Origin of the sequence: Geobacillus kaustophilus (assembly GCF_000948285.1) — a bacterium.
GTDB classification, from domain to species: Bacteria; Bacillota; Bacilli; order Bacillales; family Anoxybacillaceae; genus Geobacillus; species Geobacillus thermoleovorans_A.
Genome location: NZ_JYBP01000003.1, coordinates 87,014 through 110,206 on the forward strand (window position 1 = coordinate 87,014; position 23,193 = coordinate 110,206).

Below are 23,193 nucleotides of genomic sequence, written 5' to 3' on the forward strand. Positions count from 1 at the left end.
TGGGAGGAGAAGTTTTGTCCGAGACAGAAGTTTGATGTATGGACCGGTGCCTGCTTCTCTTTAGAAGGCTGGTGAAAAACGGTGATTTCTTCAAAGCCGCCTGTCCGTAAATGCGAAGAAGGACCGTTGTTGTGCTGTTTCTCTATTTGAGTAAAGCCCCTGTTGGAGCGTTTCCTCCATTCAATCACCAACTTTTAGGATAGGAGGCATAAAAGCAAAAGGGCGTTCCGTTTGGCCGGAGCGCCCTTTTTCGTTTAGTCGTCGCCGTCGAGCCAGTCGCCGATGCCGCCGAGGATGCTGCCTTCGCCGACCGATCGTCCGCCGGCGCTCGGGGCGGCGGCGAGCACGCGGTCAGCGAGCCGGCTGAACGGAAGCGACTGCACCCACACCGCTCCCGGGCCGGTTACGGTTGCCAAAAACAATCCTTCGCCGCCGAAAAAGGCGGTTTTGATGTTGCCGACATATTCAATATCATAGTCGACGTCTTTCGTCATGGCGACAAGGCAGCCGGTGTCGATGCGCAGCTTTTCCCCCGGCTGCAAGCCGCGGCGGTGGATCGTTCCGCCGGCGTGCAAAAAAGCGAGTCCGTCTCCTTCGAGCTTTTGCATAATAAACCCTTCGCCTCCGAAAAAGCCGGCGCCGAGCTTGCGCTGAAACTCGATGCCGACAGAGACGCCTTTTGCCGCACACAAAAAGGAGTCTTTTTGGCAGATGAGTTTTCCGCCGAATTCGTTTAGGTCGACGGGAATGATCTTTCCCGGATACGGGGCGGCGAAGGCGACCCGTCGCTTGCCGCTCCCTTGGTTCGTAAACACGGTCATGAACAAGCTTTCGCCCGTCAGCAGCCGCTTCCCCGCGCCGACAAGGCGGCTAAGAAGCCCTTTTCCGGATGAGGAGCCATCGCCAAATACGGTTTCCATGACGATGCCGTCATCCATCATCATCATCCCGCCCGCTTCAGCGACCACGCTTTCGTATGGGTCGAGCTCGATTTCGACAAACTGCATGTCATCGCCGTACAGCTTGTAATCAATTTCATGTGCGCTCATCGTTTCGCCTCCATTAGGATCATATGACGTTCTGCTCTGTACTACGGAAAACGGTGTCGGTCCGTTTCACAAAAAAGACCATCTTGCCGATGGCCTTTTTCATGGAGTCGTTTCCCCAAAATGCTGCTGGGACGGTCTTTCATCATAACGGCGGTAGCTTTCTTCAACGGTATACGGATCTTTCTCATACGCCGGCAAATCGCCGATGTTCGACATGATGCCTTCGTCATCCAATATGTTTTCCAGCAGCTCATGCTCCCGCGTCGGGTACACACGTACGTGTCTGCCGTGCAAATCGACGGCCGCGAAATTTTCCAAATCCTCAACATATCCGACGTTCTCCTCCGATTCGGCGTATACTTCGCCGTAGAAATCGACGTTTTTACCAAGGTCCGAAGGGGTGTCGGATGTGCCGTAGCGGGCTACTTCCTGCCATGCATCTTCCGCGTCGTAAGCGACCGATTCCGCGCGGTCATCGAAATCGAATTTGCCAAACGGCGGCATAAGCACGCCCTCTTCAAGCGGCCTCTTTTGCGACACCGTTTGATCCGGGCTGTGCTCCCGGCAGTAGAGCGTTGTCGGCAGCGCCTCAAGCCGCTCGTATGGAATCGGTCGGCCGCACACGCGGCATATTCCGTACGCGCCTTCGTCAAGGGCTTGAAGCGCCCGTTCAATTTCATGAAATTCGCGCTCCGTATGCTCGTCCAAAGCCAAATCTTTTTCCCGCTCGTACAGTTCGGTCGCCTCATCAGCGGGATGGTTGTCGCAGCTCGCCAGCTCGCCGACCGCGTCGTGGGCGTGGCTGCGAATCATGCCGAAATGGCCGTTTTGCTTCAGCCGTTCTTCCATCTCCCGTTTCATCTCGATGAGCCTCGAACGGAAGGCGGCAAGCTGTTCGTTCGTCAACATCGGTTGAAACCCCTTCCTTATAGCGTCTATATGGTGTAGTATGGGCGAAAATCAAAAAAAAACACGGTCATTCCGACCGTGTTACAGCCAATGGGCAATGAGCAAGCCAACGGAGAGCAAGAAGCCGAACTGCGTATTCGTTTGGGCGGTTGCTTTCATCGCCGGCATCATTTCAGCCGGTTTCGTTTTTCCGATGAATCCGCGCGCCGCTGCGATCGCTTTTGGGACGCTTAACAAAGCAAGCAGCGTCCAAAGCGGAACGATATGGAGCGCCACGAGCGCCACAATCCAGAGGAAGGCGGCGGCAAACATCATGGCGAGCAGGCGGATGGCCCAATCGCGGCCGATTAAAATGGCGAGCGTCTTTCTCCCTTTTTCGCGGTCGCCGTCTAGGTCGCGAATATTATTGGCGAGCAAAATGGCGCCGACTAAAATCGCGACCGGGATGGCCGTCAAGACGGCATTGGCGCTGATATCGCCCGTTTGGATGAAAAATGAAATCAAAATGATGACAAAGCCCATAAAAAACCCAGCCGCCAGTTCGCCAAACGGCGTATAGGCGATCGGAACCGGCCCTCCGGTGTAAAAGTAGCCGGCCGCCATGCAAATTGTTCCCACTACAGCGAGCCACCAGCTGCTTTCGGCGCAAATGTAGACGCCGATGAGCATAGCCAACCCAAGACAGCCAAACGCCAACGCCAGCACCGTTTTCGGCTTGAAGCCGTCGCGGACGATGGCTCCTCCGATGCCGACCGACTCCGGTGAATCGAGGCCGCGCTGATAATCATAGTATTCATTGAACATGTTCGTCGCCGCTTGAATCAACAAAGAGGCAATCATCATAGCGGCAAACAAGAGCCAATCGATTGACGTTTCGCCAAGCGCCAGCACTGTGCCGATGCACACCGGCACAAATGCCGCCGTCAGCGTGTGCGGGCGCGTCAGCCGCCAAAAAACGCGCCAGTCGCGGCGCGCCGGCGGGCGATGATCCATATGTGTTAACGGTTGCATATTCATTCCCCTTTATATTTCGTGAAAATGTCATCTATTTACGTCCAAAATAAGTGTAGGAAAACGTTTGAGGCGTGTCAACCCTTCCCGATAGATAAATGATTTCCTATTATATTATAATGGGAAGTGGGGATGGAGGGGGAATTTTACGACAGAAAGCGTGAGGAACGTGGCGATTGGATTTCGACATCACCTGCAGCAACAATTGCATAGATTGGCGGTGAATGCGGCGCGGCCGTTTGTCAGCTGGACGGAACCGTGGGAGGACGTTGATCCGGTTTCTTTTTTTATGCTGGGGCCGTCATGCGGCTTCCGCGAACGGTTTTTTTGGTCGGATCGAAGCGGAGGCACGATATTGGTCGGCCTCGGCTCCGCTTATGCGATCGAAACGGAGAAGGCGGACGGACGGTTTCATGAAGTGGAATCAGGACGGCGCCGATGGGAGAAAGAGATGGAGCCATACGGCGCGGCCGCTGCGCCGCCGTTATTGTTTGGCGGGTTTTCGTTTGACCCGCACCGGCCAGGCGCCGACATTTGGCGCGGCTTTCCGGCCGGGAAGCTCGTGGCGCCGGCCGCGCTTCTTGCCGTAAGAAATGGCCGAACGACATTGACCGTCACCGTCCCAACGGACAAAAGAGGACGGGACTGGGAGCGGGTCGGGCGCTTGCTTGAGCGGATGGATGAATGCGCGGCTGTTCCCGCCCGGCTTCCGCGCCTTGTTTCCGATAAGGAGGAGGAGAAAGAACGCTGGCTGGCGGCTGTTCGTGAAGCGATCGCCTCGATTCGGGCGGGGGCGCTCGACAAGGTGGTGCTCGCCCGCGCTCGGCGCTTGACGTTCGCTCGGACGGTGGATGCCGCGGCCGTGCTCATGCGGCTTCGCGAGCAGCAGCCGTTTGCCTACCTTTTTGCCTTTGAACAAGACGGCCGCTGTTTTATTGGCGCCTCCCCTGAGCAGCTTGTCCAAAAAGAGGGCGAGACGTGCCGATCCGTTTGTCTCGCCGGATCGGTGCGCCGCGGGGCCGCCATGGAGGAAGATGAGCGGCTCGGCGCTTGGCTGCAGGCGGATCGAAAAAACGGCGAGGAACACGAGTTTGTCGTGCAAATGATCGGCCGCTTGTTTTCTTCCGTCTGCGAGACGGTCGAGATGCCGCCCGCGCCGCAGCTTCTCAAGCTGCCGCATATCCAACATTTATGCACCCCGGTTGTCGGCCGCGGCTGCCGAGAGCGATCGGTGCTCCGCTTGGTGGAAATGATGCATCCGACACCTGCGCTCGGCGGAACGCCGCGCGATCGGGCGCTTGAGGTGATCCGCTCCCTCGAGCCGCTTGACCGCGGATGGTACGCTGCGCCGATCGGCTGGGTGGACAGCGAGGGAGACGGGGAGTGGGCGGTCGCCATTCGCTCCGCCTTGCTCGCCGGGAATGAAGCTGTGCTTTTTGCCGGCTGCGGCATTGTCGCCGATTCCGACCCAAACAGCGAATATGAAGAGACAAATGTGAAAATGGCTCCGATGTTATCGGCGTTGGGAGTGATGAACGATGGCTGATGCCTTATCCTTTTATGTGGCGGCGTTGGTCGACGGATTGGCGCAGGCCGGGGTGGCGGAAGCGGTGATCAGCCCCGGTTCGCGCTCGACGCCGCTTGCGATGGCGATGGCGGCTCACCCCGGCCTTCGCCTATATATGAACATCGATGAGCGGTCGGCCGCGTTTTTCGCCCTCGGCTTGGCGAAGGCAAAACAGCGGCCGGTCGCGTTAGTGTGCACATCGGGAACGGCGGCGGCCAACTATTGGCCCGCGGTTGTCGAGGCATACTATTCGCGCGTTCCGCTCGTGGTGCTGACGGCCGACCGGCCGCATGAACTGCGCGATGTCGGGGCGCCGCAGGCGATTGATCAGCTGCACTTATACGGACGCTATGCCAAGTGGTTTGTCGACTTGGCGCTGCCGGAAGAGGCGGATGATATGCTGCGATACGTGCGGACGATGGCGGCAAGAGCCGTCCAAACGGCCGCCGGTGCACCGTGCGGGCCTGTGCATGTGAACGCGCCGTTTCGCGAGCCGCTTGTCCCGCATATCGATGAGGCGGTTTGGGAGCGGGTGCAGGCGGTGTCAGGGACGCCACAAGTGTTGCACGGCCGCCCAGCGCTGCCGCAAGAGAGCGTATCGGCGCTGTATGAGCAGCTGGTGGCGGCGGAACGCGGTTTGATCGTCTGCGGGCCGCTCGATCGCCCCGGATTTGCCGAGGCCGTGACGGAGCTGGCGCGGGCGCTTGATTTTCCGATCCTCGCCGATCCGCTTTCCCAGCTGCGCGCCGGCTCGCATGATAAAACGTATGTCATTGACAGCTATGACGCCATTTTAAAAGAGGAAGGGATCGCTTCCAAGCTTGTTCCGGATGTGGTGCTTCGGTTCGGCGCCATGCCGGTGTCGAAACCGCTCTTTTTATGGCTGAAGCGCCATCGCGCGATTCGTCAAATCGTTGTCGACGACGGCGGCTGGCGCGATCCGATGTTGTCCGCGGACAGCTTCGTCCAGAGTGATGAACTGATTCTTTGCCGCCAGCTTCTTGAATGGGCGAAACCGAAAGAAAACAAAAGCGCGTGGTCGGCGATATGGCGCGAGATGAACGCGATCGCCCGCTTGACGCTCGAACGCCTCCTGCCGGAAGAAGAGTGGTTTGAAGGGAAAGTGTTCACAGAGCTTGCCGATTTGCTTCCAGCCGGGGCGGCGCTGTTTGTCGGCAACAGCATGCCGATTCGCGATGCGGATACGTTTCTCTTTGCGACGGACAAGCCGCTTCGCGTTTTGGCCAACCGCGGCGCCAACGGCATTGACGGAGTCGTTTCAAGCGCCTTGGGCGCAAGTCTGGCCGCGCAGCCGCTTGTGCTGGTGATCGGCGATTTGTCATTTTACCACGATTTAAACGGCTTGTTGGCGGCGAAACTGCACTCGTTGTCGGCCACCATTGTTTTGTTGAACAACAACGGCGGCGGTATTTTCTCGTTTTTGCCGCAGGCGCGCCATAAAGGGCCGTTTGAAACGCTGTTTGGCACGCCGACGGATTTGTCGTTCGCCCACTCCGTCGAGATGTACGGCGGCCGCCATACGGTGCCGCATAGCTGGGCGGAGTTCCGCCTCCATGTATCGGAATCGCTGTCATCAGGCGGGCTTCATGTCATTGAAGTGCGCACGTCGCGCGCGGAAAATGTCCGAATGCATCGATTGTTGTGGAATGAGGTTGCCCGGGAAATTGAGAAATTTCTCGAACGAAGAGGAATGGCATGAGCGTGATGGTGAATGGGGTTCGTTACCATGTGGAACAATATGGAGAAGGAGAGCCGCTTCTGTTGCTTCACGGGTTTACCGGCAGCGCGGACACATGGCGGCCGTTCGTCCCGTTTTGGCCGGACTTCCGCATGATGGCCGTCGACTTGTTGGGCCATGGGCGGACCGAGGCGCCAAAGAACGCCCGACGGTATCGGATCGAACACGCGGCAGCTGATTTGGCGGCGCTCCTTGACGAATGGGGCGTCGAACAAGTGAACATGCTCGGCTATTCGATGGGCGGCCGGCTCGCGTTGGCGTTCGCTGTTTGGCATCCGCACCGCGTCCGCCGTTTGGTGCTGGAAAGCAGTTCGCCCGGATTAAAGACGGAGGAGGAGCGGCGCGCGCGGCGGGAAGCGGATGAGGCGTTGGCGCGAAAGATCGAAACGGAAGGCGTCCGTGCTTTTGTCGATGATTGGGAGCGCCTCCCGCTTTTCTCCACTCAGCAGGCGCTCCCGGAGCCGACGCGGGCGGCGATTCGCCGCGAGCGGCTCCGCCATACGGGAACGGGGCTGGCCAACAGTTTGCGCGGGATGGGGACCGGCGTGCAGCCGTCGTTTTGGGAACGGCTTGGTGAACTTTCCATGCCTGTTCTCCTTGTTTGCGGGGAGCGCGATGAGAAGTTTTGCCGCATCGCCGCCCAAATGCACGAGCGGCTGCCCAACAGCGAACTTATCTGCGTAAAAGAAGCTGGACATGCAATTCACGTGGAACAGCCCGGCATTTTTGCTAAAATAGTAAGTGAATTCATGACAAAGGGGGAAGTGTAAATGCCGTTTGAATGGGTGAAGCAGTACGACTATGAGGACATTATTTACGAAACGTACAACGGCATCGCCAAAATTACGATCAACCGTCCGGAAGTACATAACGCGTTTCGGCCGAAAACGGTGAATGAGATGATCGATGCGTTTACGAAAGCGCGAGATGATTCGAACATTGGTGTCATCATTTTGACCGGCGCCGGCGGCAAGGCGTTTTGCTCGGGCGGGGACCAAAAAGTGCGCGGCCATGGCGGATACGTCGGCGAGGATGAAATTCCGCGCCTCAATGTGCTTGATTTGCAGCGGCTCATCCGCGTCATTCCGAAGCCGGTTATTGCGATGGTCGCCGGCTACGCCATCGGCGGCGGGCATGTGCTCCATGTCGTGTGCGATTTGACGATCGCTGCGGACAACGCCATCTTCGGCCAAACCGGGCCGAAAGTGGGAAGCTTTGACGGCGGTTATGGCGCCGGCTATTTGGCTCGCATCGTCGGCCATAAAAAGGCGCGGGAAATTTGGTATTTATGCCGTCAGTACACGGCGCAGGAAGCGCTCGAGATGGGGCTGGTCAACAAAGTCGTGCCGCTTGAGCAGCTTGAAGAAGAAACGGTCAAATGGGCGCAAGAAATTTTGGAAAAAAGCCCGACGGCCATTCGCTTCTTAAAAGCGGCGTTCAACGCCGATTCCGACGGCTTGGCCGGCATCCAGCAGCTCGCCGGCGACGCGACGCTTCTCTTCTACACGACCGAAGAGGCGAAGGAAGGAATGCGGGCGTTCAAAGAAAAACGGAAGCCGGACTTCGGCCAATTCCCGCGTTTCCCGTGATGAGAACGAAAAAGCAGCTTGATGGCGCGTCAAGCTGCTTTTTCTGTGAAAGCCGCCTTGCGCGGCCATGTTCATAAACGGCCAGGGAGCGAAGTTTCTTGGCAAAAATGCGACTCAACAAGTCGGCCCGATACAGCAAATGAGTATACATGGGGCCAAGGTTCTTGCAAAACAATGCAATCCTGCCTCGATTCAATCGGAGGAAAGGAAATGCTCGCGTTGATCGTGGGCGGGGGAAGAATAAAACGGAGGGGCGCTAGATGACGACGATGCCAAATTGGTTGAAGCAACGGGCGTTTTTGACGCCGGAGCGAACCGCTGTGAGCGACGGGGAGAGGACAAAAACGTTTGCCGAACTGTATGAAGCCGCCGCCTCTTGGGCGCGCCGCCTCGCTCGGGCGGGCGTCAAGGAAGGGGACATTGTCGCCTTGCTGATGAAAAACCGCATCGAGATGATTGAGATCATCCATGCGTTGTTTTTTCTTGGCGCCCGCGCCTTGCTGCAAAACGTGCGCCTCACTTCCTATGAGATCGGCTGGCAGCTTGACGACAGCGAAGCGCGTCTTGTTATTGCCGATGAGGAGTTGGCCGGACGCCTCGGCGGCGATGGCCGTGTTCTGACTGTAGACGCCCTGGCCGCGCTTCCAGAAGCGGACGTCTCCTTAAACGAAACGTGCGATTTGGAGGAAACCGCCACGATCATGTATACGTCCGGGACGACCGGCACTCCGAAAGGCGTCTTGCAAACGTACGGCAACCATTGGTGGAGCGCGGTCGGCTCGGCGCTCAATTTAGGCTTGCATGAGCGCGACTGCTGGCTGGCCGCCGTGCCGCTGTTTCACATCAGCGGCCTGTCGATCGCCATGCGCAGCGTCATTTACGGCATGCCGATGCGGCTGCAAACGTCATTCGACCCGAAGGAGGCGAATGAATGGATCATGCGCGGCGACGTGACGATCATGTCGGTTGTCGCCGCCATGCTTCAGCGGATGGTGGCCGAGCTTGGGGAAGCGCGCTATCCTGATACGTTCCGCTGCATGCTGCTTGGCGGCGGGCCGGCGCCGCGCCCGTTGCTTGAGGCGTGCAAAGAAAAAGGCATTCCGGTGTACCAAACGTACGGGATGACGGAAACGGCATCGCAAATCGCGACGCTGGCGCCGGAATACAGCTTGACGAAGCTCGGTTCGGCCGGCAAGCCGCTTTTTCCGGCGGAGCTTTGCATCCTAAAAGACGGAAAGCCGGCTGCGCCGCATGAAGCGGGAGAAATTGTCGTCAAAGGGCCGAATGTCGCCAAAGGATACTTGCATCGCCCGGAAGCGACGGAGCAAGCGATTCGCGGCGGCTGGTTTTTTACCGGCGATATCGGCTATGTTGATGAAGACGGATTTTTGTACGTCCTTGACCGCCGTTCTGACTTGATCATTTCCGGCGGTGAAAACGTCTACCCAGCTGAGGTGGAGGCGGTGCTGCTGTCGCATCCCGATGTGGAAGAAGCCGGGGTGACCGGCGTCGAGGATGAAACGTGGGGGCAAGTGCCGTATGCGTTCGTCCGCCTGAAACGCGGAGCGGCGGCGGATGAAGCGGCGCTGCGCGCGTTTTGCCGCGAACGGCTGGCGAAATATAAAGTGCCGGCCCGCATTTACTTCGTCGACGAACTGCCGCGAAATGCCGCGCAAAAACTGCTGCGCCGCGAACTGAAAAGGATCATTCCGAAAACTGAACATGGCTTTTGACAGCGCTGAAAACGCCGATTTCGAGGGCAGAAAGGCAGGCGTTCCCATCATAGGTGGGGCGCCTGCTTTTTTTGCCGCTGTTGTCAAAAATCGTCCATCAACCCGAGTTCAGCGGCTCGATTGGCGAGAAGCCGCTCAATCTCGGGCGGCAGCTGGTCAAAAGAGCCGAACTCATAATCCCACAAACGGGCGAATAAGTCGATGCAAGCCGGGTATGTTCCTAAAGCGGCCCGCTTCATTTCCGTTTGCAGCGCTTGAATGAGGCTGGCGCGTTTGTCCATCGTCATCCCCCCTCGAACGAGGCAAGCGCCGCCCGGTCGGCCGGGCAGCGCCTCGTTGGTCTCGCATTATGCTTCATGGGCTGGAACAAACGTTTTGCAATCCGTCTCCGTGGAATCGGACGCCATTTTTCCTGCATGGCTGACCACGTAAATGGACTCCGCGCTGCAGCGGTTCCCTTCCGCCCAATAATGGCAGTTGCGCACTTCGCAAAGAACATCTTTCGCCATGGTCATCCCCCTTGTCGTGATGAAATCGCCCGCGTCTATAGTTTGACGCATTGGCAGGCATTTTATCCATCTCTAACAGAAGACTCCCGCCTGGGATCAACGGAAGCAGGGGGCAATCGGCAGCTTCCATCATGGTTGTTCTCCCACGCCGTCCCCAACATCGCAGAAATGGCGTTTCCTTCTTCCCTGCGCTGAAGTGGAGGATCATCGCCCAAAAAATGATGAAAATATCTCTTGTTATAATTGACAAAGAAAATCATTATCAATTAAAATAAAAAAGAAAGAAGAGAGAGCGAAGGAGGATTTCATGATGGCATCGCTGCTTGTTGTCGGAGCCGATCATTTAGGCCATATTACCGATAAATTGGAGCGTTCCGGATTCCGGGAAATCATTCATCTCAACGGACGGAAAGTGAATATGGTGAAACGCGACATTCCGGATCATGTGGACGCCGTATTGGTCATGATCGATTACGTGAACCATAATTTGGCGAAGAAAGTGAAAGAGAAGGCGAAAAGCAAAGACAAGCCTATTTATTTTGCGAAACGGTCATGGAGCTCGATAAACGCCGTATTGGAGCAGCTGGAAAAACATGCGTGAATAAAGGAGGCGAGCCGTGATGCCGATCCATCACGAGACGTTGGATGTCTGGCCGTATGCGCTGCGCCGGTTTCTCCGTTCCGTCCTGCAAGCGTATTGCGACACCGTTCCTTCGCTGCGGTCGCCGCTTTGCCTGCTCCGGCTGATCGATCAGCACCGTTCGCTCCTTCCTTTGTCGATGTTCCCGACGCCGTTGCATTACGGTCTTGTCTTGGCGAAGGTGACGGATCATTTGCTGCAGTTTTTCGGTTCGAGAGAAGAAGCGTCCTGCAAGCCGTTGCTGCTCGTGGACGGAGGATTGGGCCCAGAGGCCGAACGGGAGTTGTACATCGTGTACCGCGACCGGGTGCGCGTGCTGCTGTGGTGTGAGGAAGAGGAAGCGATTGGGCGCTGCAAAGAAACGGCTCCGTCTTTATGCCGACAAGCCATCGGACGTTGTCCAAATGAACTGGAATGCTGCTTTTTATGGACGGGCGGACGCCGCATTGAGTGGCTTTCGGCTTAATATAGAAGGAAACAGACATTAAAAGCGCCGTTTTATAGACGAAAAGCTGTTGGATGAATTTCAGCTTGAACGAAGAGGAGGGGCGGCGTATAATAAACATTAGTGAGAATGAAAATCGTTATTTTAAAAATGGGGGAGCAAGACATGAAACGCATGCCTTGGAAAGTGATGGCCACGTCGGCGGTGGCGTCGTTGCTTTTGGCGTCCGGCTGTTCCGCCGTCGGGGAGAAAGAGAACGGCCGTTCATCGGAAGCGCCGCGCCTGCACGTGCCGGTGGCGGACGATCATTTTGATACGGCCGGCAATATGTTTGCCTACTCGGAATTTGAGCTTTCCGGCGAGCCGCTCGCCGAAGGGCTCGGGCTTGATTTGGACACCCTTGACGCGAGAAAACCGGATGAGCCGACGAAATTTGACTATACGGCCGGCATCGAGTCATACGAGTATTCCGAAGAAGCGATGTACGAAGTGACGGAAAAATCAGGGCTCGGCCTTCATCTCATTCACGGCCCGATCGCCAAACAGCGGGCCGAACAGCTGCATAAACCGGCCGATCAGGCGCTCGCCGATCGTTTTTATGAGCTTGTGGACAGCGTCGGCTATCCGCGCGAGGAAATTTTCCGCAACATGTTCCCGACCTTCATCGAGTACGCCGGCGGCGATCCGCATTATGCGCAAAAGGTGGACACGGACGTGTACGCGGAAAATGACGATGGGACATACGTGCCGGTCTATCAAGTCGATTTCCAATCGCTTCGCTGGAATCGGGGGAAAATGGACAAAGTGCTCACGCCATCGGCGTACGGCGGTGTCTTTTTGAAGCAAGCGCTTTGGGCCGGCGACTTTTTGGGCAATTTCCACCAAAAAGACAGCGATGAAGAGATCGAAGCGAAAACGCCAAACGACGACCAAAGCGGGAACATCGCTCTTGGCGTCAGCTCCGCCGACGGGATGCAAGGGATGATTTTGACGGAACAAATATGGAACAAGCTCGCTTTTATCCGTGACCATTTATTTTATGATGCGAAGCAACGGGCGTTGACGAAGGCAGCCGGCAGCCGCTACAACCCGAGCGGCGGCTTCGTTTATTTGCCGCACGCGGTGGAAGTGGCCGAAGGGGGAAGCGAGCTGGCGCCGGATGCGGCGAAGCTCGTCGTCAAAGATTCCCGCAGCTTGCTTGAGGACCAATGGCTCATGCTTTGGCCGGCGGCCGAGTTTTTCGGCATGACCGACCAACGTCCGGAAAACAAAAACCAAAACCCCGCGTTTTTGGCCGTGTTTGACGGAAACCCGTTCCCGAAAGCGGCAAAGGAAAATATGGACGCCGATCCGTCCAACGACCGCGTGGCCGACGACCCGTATTCCGTCAACCGCGACGTGTTGTTGCAAGTGTTCCGCAACATCGATGCGATGCATTTCAACGAAAAAGTGGGCGCGTTTGTAACGGAACATGACGGCCAAACGCAAGGAAACCGGGTCGATGCGTTCCAAGCTGGCTACACGATGGAAGCGCTCCGCATTTTTGAGCGGGCCATCGACGGCATGCCGGTCGGCTATGCGAGCGGCGAGAGCGCCAAAGGACTTGGCACGCCGGAAGGAAAGCGGGCGCTCGAGCTCATCCGCCGGCAAGCGGACTTTATCTTGAAAAACTTGATGCGAAAAGACGGGCTTGTCGCCAACGGCTACACGATCGGCCAAGGGCCGGACCAAGACGAGCCGACGCTTCTTGCCCAACTCGGCGCCATTCGCGGGCTGACGGCGGCGTTTTTGGCGACGAAAGACGAAGCGTACCGCGATGCCGCCCGCCTTGTTTATGAGGCGATGGACAAGCATTTTTGGGATAAAAAATGGCACGTGTACCATACGGGAGAAAAAGAGGACAAGTACACCCCATGGCTCGCCGGCGCGCTGTCGGGAGTGTTCCGCGTGGCGCTGCAAAACTTGAACAACGACCAAGCGGATGAAACCGCCAAAGCCCTTGACCGCGAAACGATCATTTCCCGCTACGTCGATTTTTACGACCGGATCATCGACGGGCCGACGCTTCCAGAAGGGATGCAGGCGAGCGAATTTTGGGATACCGGCGATGTGTATATGAAAGGGAAAAAACTTGGCAACACGGATCGCGATCATGTGCCGCAAGTGCAGGCGGCCGGCGGCCCATATGGCGTCGCACCGGTGCTGCGGACGGTCAAGGTCAACGTTGGATCCGTCAATCAATAACAGAAAGAAAGCGGCGAAATACGATTGAGATTCGCCGCTTTTCTTTGTAAAATTGAGGATGGTTATCATTTTCGTAAAAAACGGGGGAATATTGAAATGCGAAAATGGTGGTTCGCCGCGGCGATCGCCGCGCTGTTGGCCGGCTGTCAGGATGAAAAGGCATGGCTGGAGCAGCCGAAAGCAGCCAGACACGCCCCGGCGCACGGCGACAACATCGCCGTAAGCAGCGATGGGCGCTATGTCTACACCGCCAACATCGATGTGGATACAGTGACGATCATCAACGCGAAAACAAAAACGAAGGAAGCGGAAATTCCTGTCGGCCGCGAACCGCGCCAGTTGGCGCTCAGCCCGGATGGACGGACGCTGTATGTTTCCTGCATGTACGATGATGAAGTGGACGTCGTGTCGCTTGACAAGCGGAAAGTCGTCGACCGTTGGAAAACGGGGATCGAGCCGTTCGGCATCGTCACCAGTCCGGATGGGGCGGAAGTATATGTCGCCAACTACCGCTCGGGCACGGTCTCGGTGTTTGACGCTGAGAGCGGGAAGCGGACGAAAGACATCAAAGCGGGCGATCGGCCGCGGGCGCTGGCGCTGACAGCGGACGGAAGGAAGCTGTACGTGACGCAATATTTGGCGGCCAAAGTCACCGTGATTGACACAAAGAAACGGCGGGTGGTCAAGGAAATCGCCCTTGCTCCGTCGCCGGACAAACCGGACCGGAAAAAAAGCCAAGGCATCCCGAATACGCTCGAGCAAATTGTCATTGCTCCAGACGGAAAGAAGGCGTACATTCCGCACTTATTGACGAACGTCGATACGCCGATCCAGTTTGAGGAAACGGTATTTCCGGCCATTTCCGTCCTCGACACAACGAAAGAGGCGGAGCGGATCGACGAGCGGAAAGAGCTGTTTGCCGCGATCAATGTCACCGATGTCCATAACGAGACGATCATCGTCTCGAATCCGTACGATGTGGCGTTTTCCCCGGACGGCGGCAAAGCGTACGCGGTCATGTCCGGAAGCGAGGACCTCGTCGTCTTTGACTTGCGCCGCGGCGGCAAGGCGACGCAAATTTTGCGCCGCATTCGCGGGAACAACCCGCGCGGGATCGCGATTTCGCCGGATGGCAAAACGCTTTACGTCCACAACGCCATGAGCCATGATTTGGCCGTGATCCAAACCGGAGGAAAAAGCCCGTATGCGAAAGCGAAGCAGGAGAGCGGCACGATCCGCCTCATTGCGAAAGATTCGCTCTCCCCGCTCGTGCGCGAAGGAAAAACGATCTTTTACAGCGCCAACAGCGACGAGTTTGCCATCAACATCACAGGGAACAATTGGATGAGCTGCGCTTCGTGCCATAGCGACGGCGACATCAACGGCTTGACGCTCATGACGGCGAAAGGGCCGCGCAACGTGCCGAGCAACATTTTGGCGACGAAAACCGGGCTGTTTATGTGGGATGGGTCGCGCGACGATTTTGCCGACTACATTCATACCGTGCAAGGCGAGATGGGCGGCATGACGACGATCGACCCGTCCAAGCCGCTGCCGCCGAACGTCCAGCATATGTTTGACGCCATTCTCGCCTACTTGAACGACCCGCGTTCGTTCCCCGTGCCGAAAAGCCCGTATCGAAAGGCGGACGGCAGCTTGACGGCGGAAGCGAAGGAAGGGGATCGGCTGTTCAACGGGAAAGGGAATTGCTTAAGCTGCCATGGGGGCGAGTATTTCACCGACAGCGTCAAGGCGGTCGGGCCGGACGGGAAATTGACGACCGCCAATACCGCCTACTTGCACGACATCGGCACGGCCAACCCGAAGGACCGCGCCTCCAAAGGCGACGCCCGCGCCCGGTTCACAAACCCGCGGACGCCAAAGCAGTGGGATGCGCCGACGCTGCGAGGCGTATGGGCGACAGCCCCGTATTTGCACGACGGCAGCGCGAAAACGATCGAGGAAGCGATCCGGCGCCATCGGACGAAAGAAGTGCAAACGTTGACGCCGGGAGAAATCGCGGCGATCGCCGCCTATGTCCGCTCGCTGCAATAAATCGCGATAGGAAAACGAGACTATTTTCGTTCAGCGGCGCAGGCATAAAGAAAGGCGCCCCCATGCGTGTTTGGGCGCCTTTTCCTTGTTATTTTGGCCGCACATAGCGCTTATCGTGCATAAACAAACGCCAGAAATAGACGAAGCCGGGAAACAAAATGAGAAAGCCCGCGATGTAGGAGGCAAACAGCGCCCGGAATGTATCCGGATGGGTAAAGGCCGACTCGATCGTGACATCCGGATACACCATATAGGGCAGATGTGCCTTCCCATAGGCGTAACTCGCGAGAAAATACTGAATGACAATCGCGATGACCGCGAGCCGAGGCCTCCCTCTAACATGAGGGTGCCGAGAAGACGGCAGGGAGAGGGCGATGCCCGCGGCGGCGAACATCGCCACTGAACCGATCAGCCACGGCCAATACTCCATCATCTTGTCATACAGCCATTTGGCTTCGTAGCGCATCGTCAACATCATGCATCCCGCCATCAACAACGAGAGGGGCCCCGTGATCCAAGCGTCGCGCCGATACAGGCGGTATGCCTCGCGGTCTCCTGCTTCAAGGGAGTAATCCGCCAGCAAGAGCGAAGACAAAAACAGCGTGCTCGAAATCGCAAAGCCCATGAAGGAATAGGCATGAGGGCTTGTCAAGAAGCGCTCCAAATCGAGAGTTGGGACGCCCTTTCGGATGTCGATGAATTCTCCATGCGTAATGGGCAACACGCTAATGAGCAAGGTGGGGATGATGATGCCGGTGATGCCGGAAATATAGGTCAACGCTTTTTCATATTCTTTGGCGACATGGGCAAACACGAGAAAGGCGCTGCGGACCGCGAGCAAAAGCAAAATGATGCTGCCGGGGACAAGAAGCACCGTCCCAAGCAGGAAGGCAGCGCCGGGAAAAAAACTGAACAAGGCGACCACAATCGCGACGATAAAGACATTGGTCACCTCCCAGGTGGGCGATAAATAGCGGTTCGCAATCTTGGTGGCGTTCGCTTTTTCGCGATGGATATAGACCATCGACCAAAAACCGGCGCCAAAGTCCATCGTCGCCATGACGGCATAAATGAAAATAAACCCCCATAGCACGGTAATGGCAATCAGCTCATCGGCCATAAATCGTTCTCCTTTCTAGACGGGCAGCGTGCCTTCATTGGGCGGTTTGCGCAGGTCGTCTGCCACCGGATGGCGGCGGAAATAATAGCGAAGCACGAGCACCACGGCGATGCTCAATAGGATGTAAATCGCCACAAACAATGCGAACAAGACCGCTAAATTTCCTGTTTGCGTGACGGCTTCTTCCGTTTTCATCATCCGGTAAATGACCCATGGCTGCCTTCCGGTGCAGGCAAAAATCCAGCCGCATTCAATGCCGATCACAGCCAGCGGCCCGGCGGCGACAAAACCGTACAGGAGCCAGCGCGGAAAGGCAGGCCGCTTCAGCCATTTCTGCCAGATCCACGCGGCAGCTGACAGGAGCAATAGGAGCATGCCGATGCCCACCATGGCGTTGAACAACGTATGGACAAACAGCGGCGGCCACCATTCTTTCGGAAAATCATTCAGCCCTTTGACGACGGTGTCGAAACGGTTGCCGGCCAAAAAGCTGAGCGCCCACGGAATTTCAATGGCCCATTTCACGGATTGCGTTTCCGCATCGGTAAATCCGCCGATGGCTAACGGGGCATGGGATTGGGTTTCAAACAGCCCTTCGGCCGCCGCTAGTTTTTCCGGTTGGTATTGATGAAGGAGCTGGGCCGATTCATGCCCGTTGATCGCGGTCAACAGCGAGAATACGCCGCCGACTGTCAACGAGAGTTTGAGCGCTTTTTGGTGAAAACGCCGCACTTGCTCGTTTTGGGAGGCGCGCAACAGCTGGTAAGCGGCGATTGATGCCAACACAAAGGCTCCGGTCATATAGGCGGACAGGACGACATGTCCGGCCGTGACGAAAAAGCTTGGATTGAAAAAGGCCGCCCATGGGTCGACATCCACGATTTCGCTGTTTTCAATCCGAAATCCCGCCGGCGTGCCTTCAAAAGCGTGCACATTGGTAATTAAAATGGCGGAAGCGCTGGCGCCAAGAGCGACAAAAAACACGCTCACAATCCGCATCAACGGAGAGATGCGGTCAGCGGCGTACACATAAATGGACATAAACAACGCTTCAATAAAAAAGGCGTAAATTTCAATTTGAAACGGGAGGGACATCACTTTTCCGATCACTTCCATAAAGCCCGGCCATAGGAGCGACAACTGCACCCCGGCGATGGTGCCTGACGGAATGGCCACTCCCAGCAATACGGCCAACCCTTTCGTCCATCGTTTGGCCATGACGGCATAATCATGATCTTTTGTCTTTTGGTGCAAAAGTTCCGCCAGCAAAATCATGATCGGGATTCCGACCCCAAGTGTGGCGAAAATGATATGAAAAGCCATCGTCGTCCCGAATAAGCTGCGGGCAATGATCACGTCATCCATTTCACAACATCCCTTTCTTTTTTTTATGATTTCCACTTTTTCTCTGATTATTCCTCATTTTGGTGAAAGATGGCCTGGAAGGGAAACGAAACCGCCTGCCTCGATCGAAAGAGGCAGGCGCTTGTCTTTCAATGAAGGGCTTTTTGCAGCACGCGGAGATTCTCGGCCATAAGGGCAAAGTAATCTTTGTCGGCTTTTCGATCTTCATCGGTCAGCGATTCCAAGTTATGCAGACGGAGCGGCTTGGCGCCGATTTCGTTCTGAATCACTTCCGCCGTTTTGGGATGGACATTTTGTTCGAAAATGACATAGCGGATGTGATGCTGTTTGGCTGTCTGGATGAGCTGAGCCAGCTCTTTTTGCGATGGTTCGTTGCTCGGAGAAAGCCCGGAAACGCTCAGCTGTTTGATCCCGTAGCGGTCTTCCCAATATCCGTAGGCTTGATGGGAAACGAGCATCTCTTTTCTGGGAGCTTTCTCGATGACGGAACGAAATTGTCCGTCAAGGCGCTCGAGTTTCATCTTTAACGTTTCAAAGTTTTGCATAAACATGTCTTTTTTTTCAGGTTTCAGTTCAATCAGCAAATCGCGGATGTTCTCGGCGATCGCAATGGAGCGGATCGGGTCAAGCCATACATGAGGATCTTTGTCTCCGTGTTCGTGGCCATGTTCTTCCTCATGTTCGTCTTTGTGCCCTTCGCCATGCGCATGCTGTTCATGGTTCGATTCAAGCAATTCGATGCCGTTTGTGGCAACGAGAAATCGGACATGCTCATTTTGTAATGTTTCCTGCAGTTTTTCGGCGAACGGTTCCATCCCGTGGCCGATGTAAATGAACGCGTCCGCGTCCGCAATCTGCTGCACCGTTTTGGTTGTCGGTTCGAACGTATGGGCTTCCACTCCCGGCGGGTAAACGCTTTTGACGTTCACGGCGTCGCCGCCGATTTTTTTCGTAAAGTCTTCAAGCGGATAGACGGTTGTATAAATTGTTAACTGATCGTTCGATGTTTGGGCCTCTTTTGCCTCTGGCTTCGATTGACAGCCGTATAGCAAGGCGCTCGTCGCCAAGAGGAAAGACAAAATGATGGACGTTGCTCTCATGTTGAACTCCTTTCTTGGAATAAAGATGTCCGCATTTATTATATCGTAATCATTACGATTTGAAAATGATGGATCACCGTTTAGGCTGAAGGAGTCAATGAAGGAAACGGATTGGAAAACAGCGTCCAATCTTCCTTCATCTCTTCATCGGTCAGCAAGCATTCGTCCAGCGAGCGTTCGATGCAATCCGCGTTCATCTTGATGCCAATCAACACGAGTTCGGTCAAGCGGTCGCCGTAGGTGTCATCCCACTTTTCCCGCCATGCTTCCTCTTCTTGCAACAGCTGTTTGATGTCCTCTTCTGGATAGGAAGCCATCCATCGCCCCGCTGCTTGGATGGAGATTGATGTCCCTGCTTGCGATAGGAGAACGCACCAGTCGTTCCAAGAGGCAAGCCAAATAAATCCTTTCGCGCGCACCACTTCTGTTGGCCAGTTTTCAAGCCAATTCATCAAACGTTCCGGATGAAACGGCCGCTTTCTTCGATAAACAAAGGAAGAGATGCCGTATTGTTCAGTCTCGGGTGTGTGCTCTTCATTCAGCTCTTTGATCCAGCCGGCTGATTGGCTCGCTTTTTCAAAATCAAATAAGTGGGTGTTTAAAATGGAATCAAGCGGCACTTGGCCGAAAGTTGCCGGGATGATGACGGCTTCCGGATTCAGTTTTTGAAGAACTTTTTGTAATTTTTGCGCTTCCTCCGCCGATACAAGATCGATTTTATTGACGATAATGACATTGGCGAATTCGATTTGTTCAATAAGCAAATCCGCAATTTCGCGGCTGTCCGTTTCATCGACCGCCTGTTGGCGGTCAAGCAAGGTTTCGCCCGAGGAAAAGTCCGTCCAAAAACGGTTGGCGTCGACAACCGTCACCATGGTGTCCAATCGGCATTTTCGGGATAGATCGATTCCAAGTTCCTCATCCAAATACGTAAAAGTTTGCGCAACTGGAATGGGTTCGCTAATTCCGGAAGATTCAATGACAATATAGTCGATCTCCTCGTTTTCGACGAGCTGATCGACCGCTTTGATCAAATCCTCCCGCAAGGTGCAGCAAATACAGCCATTTTGAATGTGAATGAGCTTTTCTTCGGTGCGGAAAAATCCGTTTTGCCGAATGAGTTCGGCATCCATATTGATTTCGCTCATATCGTTGACAATGACGGCGATTTTTTTTCCTTCCCGATTGTGCAAGATATGATGAAGCAAAGTCGTTTTCCCTGATCCTAAGTAACCGCTTAATACAGTGACAGGGATTTTTTTCATCTGCTGCTCCTCCTCTTTTGAAAATAGTAATCATTACGATTTAACAAGATCGATCATACAAAAAAATGAAGCAAATGGCAAGGGCCATCAAGTGATTTTGTTTTTTTTCAGGTGTTGGGATGGTTCAGGAACGGGATCAAACCCGCCCGGATGGAACGGATGGCATTTCAAAATGCGCTTGACCGTCAGCCATCCCCCTTTTATGGCGCCAAACCGCCGGATCGCTTCGATGCCATAGTTCGAGCAAGTCGGATAAAAGCGGCATGTCGGCGGCTTGAGCGGAGAGAGGAAGCGTTGATAAAAGCGGATGCACCAAATCAGCCATTGGCCCATGTACAGTTCTCCTTTCCGTTATCATCATGATTACAATAGAACAAATGGTTCTTTTGTTCAAGAAAAACGACTGTCATTCGCTCGGAATGGGGCGCCGACCCAGCCTTTGCTTTTTGGGCATAGGCGCCAAGCCGAGCGAGAGGCAAAAAAGATGCGGGACGCCCCCCGTTTTGGTTATGATAAAAAAGAGAATCAATAACTAGGAGTGATTGACATGCCTTCACCGGTGGAAAGCTTTGAATTGGATCATTGCGCGGTTAAGGCGCCGTATGTGCGGCATTGCGGAGTTCACAAAGTCGGCAGCGACGGCGTCGTCAATAAGTTTGACATTCGCTTTTGCCAGCCGAACAAGGAAGCGATGGACCCCGCCGCCATTCATACGCTCGAACATTTGTTGGCGTATACGCTGCGCCAACATGCGGCGAAATATGATCATTTCGACATTATCGACATCTCGCCGATGGGCTGCCAGACTGGGTTTTACCTTGTGGTGAGCGGTTCGCCGACCGTGGACGAGGTCATCGATTTGTTGGAAGACGCCATGAAGGACGCGCTCGCCGCGACGGAAGTGCCAGCGGCGACCGAGCGGCAATGCGGCCAGGCGAAGCTGCATGACCTAGAGGCGGCCAAAAAGCTTATGCGTTTTTGGCTTTCGCAAGAGAAAGAAGAGTTGAAAAAGGTGTTTGGCTGATGAACAAGCCGGCCCAGGGCGGCTCTACTGCGGCTGCTTCGGGCCGGCTTGTTGTCCGCTGCCGCGCTCTTCCGGGAGCGGATCGACCGTATGCTTGTGCGCGTACGCTTTCGAAGTCGTCGCGACCGCTAAAGCGAGAACGACAGCGGCAATGATGAGGCAAACAGCCAACGTCCAGTACATCATAGCGGCTCCTTTTTTTCTTTTCATTATACCATATCCCGCAGGGCGGGCATTCATATTTCCGGCGAAATGGGGGAAGCTATCCATCGGCAGGTTTCCATGTTTCATCAGCAAGCCAGTTGGGTACAACAACCATGAGGAGGAGTGAGATGATGGCAACCCGACTGATCGATCTCGTCAACAAACAAATCGCCAACTGGACCGTTTTGTACGTGAAATTGCACAACTACCATTGGTATGTCACCGGTCCGCAATTTTTCACGCTGCACGAGAAGTTTGAGCAGCTGTACAATGAAGCGGCCGTTCATATTGATGCCCTCGCTGAGCGGCTCTTGGCGCTCGGCGGCAAGCCGGTGGCGACGATGAAAGACTGCCTTGAGCAGGCGTCCGTCAAAGAAGCGGCCGGAACGGAAACGGCCGAACAAATGGTCGCCGCGATTGTCGGCGACTTTGAAACGATGATCGGCGAATTGAAAGAAGGCATGCAGCTGGCGGATGAAGTTGGCGATGAGACGACGGGCGACATGCTCCTTGGCATTCATCGCGGCTTGGAAAAACACGTCTGGATGCTGAAATCGTTCCTAGGGCGTTGACCAAGCTTGATCCATCGCCTTGAAAGCGGAATGCTTCCCGGCCGATTGACGGCAAAGAGAAAGGCTGTCCTCGACAGTTGGGGGCGGCCTTTTTCTTTGTCGAAAAAGGGCGATTTTTTAGGGAATGCGCCGCGCCGCGTTCTCCCCTCCGGGCATACGATAGTTACGCGTATCCTATGTTCAAGGAGGGGGGAGCGTGAACAAGCCGATCCCGATGGTTGCCGTGTCGCTGTTCGGTTCATTTTTGTCGCTGTTTGTCGGCAGCGTGGACTCATTTGTTTTGATTTTGCTTGCTTTGGTCATTGTCGACTACCTTACCGGCATTGCCGCCAGCGCGGTCGAAGGCAAGCTGTCGAGCCAGGTCGGCTTTCGCGGCATCATCCGCAAACTGTTGATTTTCGTGCTGGTGGCAGCATCGCATCTCGTCGATTTGGCCATTGGATGGAACATGCATGTAATCCGCGATGCGATCATTTTTTTCTATATCGCCAATGAGTTTATCTCGATTGTGGAAAACGCCGGCCGGGCGGGCGTTCCGATCCCGTCCGTGCTCCGCAAGGCGATCGAGCTGCTGAAAGATGAAATAAAATAAGTATATTTTTCCCGGATTGCCCCACACTAAGCAAAAAGAGCAAAAGAAGGAGTGGACGAAGGTGGCAGACGAACAGAAAAAGACGTATTACGTCTCGATGGCAACCGGAGAAATTTCGCAGCTGAAGACGGCATCGCCTTGGGATTTTGAGATTCAAGCGACTGACCGGGAAATCGCCCAGCTGCGCGAATATTTCGATCAAAATTATTCGACCGACTGGCAGGCGTTTTGGCGCACCCATGTGCCATACATCCAATACCACTATGATCGGGAAAATGACGCTTACGACCGGACGCTGACGAAAATTTATGAAATGATTTATCGCCTTGGCAACGAGGAAGCAAAGGCGCACATCCGCTCGCTCGGCATCCTTCCTGACGAAAAAGAAGAGTAAACGCCGCGAGTCGAGCGGCGTTTTTCTGTATAATGGGGAGAGGAAAG

The 23,193-nt window shown here is 55.3% G+C and carries 24 protein-coding genes; 13 read left to right on the forward strand and 11 right to left on the reverse strand.

What is annotated here, in order from left to right; all coding sequences use genetic code 11:
- Window positions 1-254 precede the first annotated feature (254 nt).
- The 3 genes from LG52_RS01000 to LG52_RS01010 form a co-directional block, all read right to left on the reverse strand.
- Window positions 255-1,049 (reverse strand): TIGR00266 family protein, encoded by a 795-nt coding sequence (locus LG52_RS01000; RefSeq protein WP_044730492.1) that lies wholly within the window; start codon window positions 1,047-1,049, stop codon window positions 255-257.
- A 99-nt stretch (window positions 1,050-1,148) separates the two neighbouring features.
- Entirely contained in the window at window positions 1,149-1,958 is an 810-nt protein-coding gene (locus LG52_RS01005; RefSeq protein WP_044730493.1) for a yteA family sporulation protein, read from the reverse strand.
- Window positions 1,959-2,039: 81 nt separating this feature from the next.
- Window positions 2,040-2,969 (reverse strand): 1,4-dihydroxy-2-naphthoate polyprenyltransferase, encoded by a 930-nt coding sequence (locus LG52_RS01010; RefSeq protein WP_044730494.1) that lies wholly within the window; start codon window positions 2,967-2,969, stop codon window positions 2,040-2,042.
- A gap of 169 nt (window positions 2,970-3,138) precedes the next feature.
- Here LG52_RS01010 and LG52_RS01015 point away from each other — a divergent pair, with 169 nt between their 5' ends.
- The 5 genes from LG52_RS01015 (at window position 3,139) to LG52_RS01035 (ending at window position 9,617) form a co-directional block, all read left to right on the forward strand.
- The gene (locus tag LG52_RS01015) at window positions 3,139-4,515 is read left to right on the forward strand and encodes an isochorismate synthase (protein WP_044730495.1); all 1,377 of its coding nucleotides are present in this window, start codon (window positions 3,139-3,141) and stop codon (window positions 4,513-4,515) included.
- Window positions 4,508-6,256, forward strand: coding sequence for a 2-succinyl-5-enolpyruvyl-6-hydroxy-3-cyclohexene-1-carboxylic-acid synthase (menD, locus tag LG52_RS01020; protein ID WP_044730496.1), 1,749 nt, complete (start codon window positions 4,508-4,510; stop codon window positions 6,254-6,256). Before LG52_RS01015 ends, menD begins: the two co-directional genes overlap by 8 nt.
- The gene (gene menH, locus LG52_RS01025; protein WP_044730497.1) at window positions 6,253-7,065 is read left to right on the forward strand and encodes a 2-succinyl-6-hydroxy-2,4-cyclohexadiene-1-carboxylate synthase; all 813 of its coding nucleotides are present in this window, start codon (window positions 6,253-6,255) and stop codon (window positions 7,063-7,065) included. The genes menD and menH overlap by 4 nt, the downstream gene beginning before the upstream one ends.
- Window positions 7,066-7,884 carry a 1,4-dihydroxy-2-naphthoyl-CoA synthase gene (menB, locus tag LG52_RS01030; protein WP_025950192.1) on the forward strand — a complete coding sequence of 273 codons (819 nt, stop codon included), beginning with the start codon at window positions 7,066-7,068 and terminating at the stop codon, window positions 7,882-7,884.
- A 260-nt stretch (window positions 7,885-8,144) separates the two neighbouring features.
- Window positions 8,145-9,617, forward strand: coding sequence for an o-succinylbenzoate--CoA ligase (locus LG52_RS01035; protein ID WP_044730498.1), 1,473 nt, complete (start codon window positions 8,145-8,147; stop codon window positions 9,615-9,617).
- An 83-nt stretch (window positions 9,618-9,700) separates the two neighbouring features.
- Here the strand turns inward: LG52_RS01035 and LG52_RS01040 are convergent, their stop codons facing one another.
- Both LG52_RS01040 and LG52_RS18595 read right to left on the reverse strand, forming a co-directional pair.
- Window positions 9,701-9,898, reverse strand: coding sequence for a hypothetical protein (locus LG52_RS01040; RefSeq protein WP_044730499.1), 198 nt, complete (start codon window positions 9,896-9,898; stop codon window positions 9,701-9,703).
- Between the two features lie 66 nt (window positions 9,899-9,964).
- Window positions 9,965-10,126, reverse strand: a complete 162-nt coding sequence (locus LG52_RS18595) for a DUF1540 domain-containing protein (protein ID WP_075261666.1) — start codon at window positions 10,124-10,126, stop codon at window positions 9,965-9,967.
- A 310-nt stretch (window positions 10,127-10,436) separates the two neighbouring features.
- Between LG52_RS18595 and LG52_RS01045 the strand changes: the two genes are divergently transcribed.
- From LG52_RS01045 to LG52_RS01060, 4 genes are all read left to right on the forward strand, one after another.
- Entirely contained in the window at window positions 10,437-10,727 is a 291-nt protein-coding gene (locus tag LG52_RS01045; protein WP_044730500.1) for a DUF2325 domain-containing protein, read from the forward strand.
- A gap of 16 nt (window positions 10,728-10,743) precedes the next feature.
- A complete protein-coding gene (locus LG52_RS01050) occupies window positions 10,744-11,232 on the forward strand; it encodes a hypothetical protein (protein ID WP_044730501.1) in 489 nt (162 codons plus the stop codon).
- A 144-nt stretch (window positions 11,233-11,376) separates the two neighbouring features.
- Complete coding sequence (locus tag LG52_RS01055; RefSeq protein WP_044733038.1) at window positions 11,377-13,455, forward strand: hypothetical protein; 2,079 nt, start codon at window positions 11,377-11,379, stop codon at window positions 13,453-13,455.
- 96 nt (window positions 13,456-13,551) lie between these two features.
- Window positions 13,552-15,510, forward strand: a complete 1,959-nt coding sequence (locus LG52_RS01060; RefSeq protein WP_044730502.1) for a beta-propeller fold lactonase family protein — start codon at window positions 13,552-13,554, stop codon at window positions 15,508-15,510.
- Window positions 15,511-15,598: 88 nt separating this feature from the next.
- Here the strand turns inward: LG52_RS01060 and LG52_RS01065 are convergent, their stop codons facing one another.
- The 5 genes from LG52_RS01065 to yidD all read right to left on the reverse strand — a co-directional run bounded on the left by LG52_RS01065 (window position 15,599) and on the right by yidD (window position 20,693).
- Window positions 15,599-16,630, reverse strand: a complete 1,032-nt coding sequence (locus LG52_RS01065) for a cytochrome d ubiquinol oxidase subunit II (RefSeq protein WP_044730503.1) — start codon at window positions 16,628-16,630, stop codon at window positions 15,599-15,601.
- 15 nt (window positions 16,631-16,645) lie between these two features.
- The gene (locus LG52_RS01070) at window positions 16,646-17,995 is read right to left on the reverse strand and encodes a cytochrome ubiquinol oxidase subunit I (RefSeq protein WP_044730504.1); all 1,350 of its coding nucleotides are present in this window, start codon (window positions 17,993-17,995) and stop codon (window positions 16,646-16,648) included.
- 128 nt (window positions 17,996-18,123) lie between these two features.
- Complete coding sequence (locus LG52_RS01075; protein ID WP_044730505.1) at window positions 18,124-19,095, reverse strand: metal ABC transporter substrate-binding protein; 972 nt, start codon at window positions 19,093-19,095, stop codon at window positions 18,124-18,126.
- Window positions 19,096-19,175: 80 nt separating this feature from the next.
- Window positions 19,176-20,360: a GTP-binding protein gene (locus tag LG52_RS01080; RefSeq protein ID WP_044730506.1), complete on the reverse strand. Its 1,185-nt coding sequence runs from the start codon at window positions 20,358-20,360 to the stop codon at window positions 19,176-19,178.
- Between the two features lie 87 nt (window positions 20,361-20,447).
- Window positions 20,448-20,693: a membrane protein insertion efficiency factor YidD gene (yidD, locus tag LG52_RS01085; RefSeq protein WP_044730507.1), complete on the reverse strand. Its 246-nt coding sequence runs from the start codon at window positions 20,691-20,693 to the stop codon at window positions 20,448-20,450.
- Window positions 20,694-20,907: 214 nt separating this feature from the next.
- Here yidD and LG52_RS01090 point away from each other — a divergent pair, with 214 nt between their 5' ends.
- Window positions 20,908-21,384 carry an S-ribosylhomocysteine lyase gene (locus LG52_RS01090; protein WP_044730508.1) on the forward strand — a complete coding sequence of 159 codons (477 nt, stop codon included), beginning with the start codon at window positions 20,908-20,910 and terminating at the stop codon, window positions 21,382-21,384.
- 24 nt (window positions 21,385-21,408) lie between these two features.
- Here LG52_RS01090 and ytzI read toward each other — a convergent pair whose 3' ends face one another.
- The gene (ytzI, locus tag LG52_RS18600; RefSeq protein ID WP_231584411.1) at window positions 21,409-21,567 is read right to left on the reverse strand and encodes a YtzI protein; all 159 of its coding nucleotides are present in this window, start codon (window positions 21,565-21,567) and stop codon (window positions 21,409-21,411) included.
- 152 nt (window positions 21,568-21,719) lie between these two features.
- Between ytzI and LG52_RS01095 the strand changes: the two genes are divergently transcribed.
- The 3 genes from LG52_RS01095 to LG52_RS01105 all read left to right on the forward strand — a co-directional run bounded on the left by LG52_RS01095 (window position 21,720) and on the right by LG52_RS01105 (window position 23,146).
- Window positions 21,720-22,160, forward strand: coding sequence for a Dps family protein (locus LG52_RS01095; RefSeq protein ID WP_044733039.1), 441 nt, complete (start codon window positions 21,720-21,722; stop codon window positions 22,158-22,160).
- Between the two features lie 196 nt (window positions 22,161-22,356).
- The gene (locus LG52_RS01100; protein WP_044730509.1) at window positions 22,357-22,752 is read left to right on the forward strand and encodes a phage holin family protein; all 396 of its coding nucleotides are present in this window, start codon (window positions 22,357-22,359) and stop codon (window positions 22,750-22,752) included.
- A 61-nt stretch (window positions 22,753-22,813) separates the two neighbouring features.
- A complete protein-coding gene (locus LG52_RS01105; protein WP_044730510.1) occupies window positions 22,814-23,146 on the forward strand; it encodes a hypothetical protein in 333 nt (110 codons plus the stop codon).
- The last annotated feature ends 47 nt before the right edge of the window (window positions 23,147-23,193 follow it).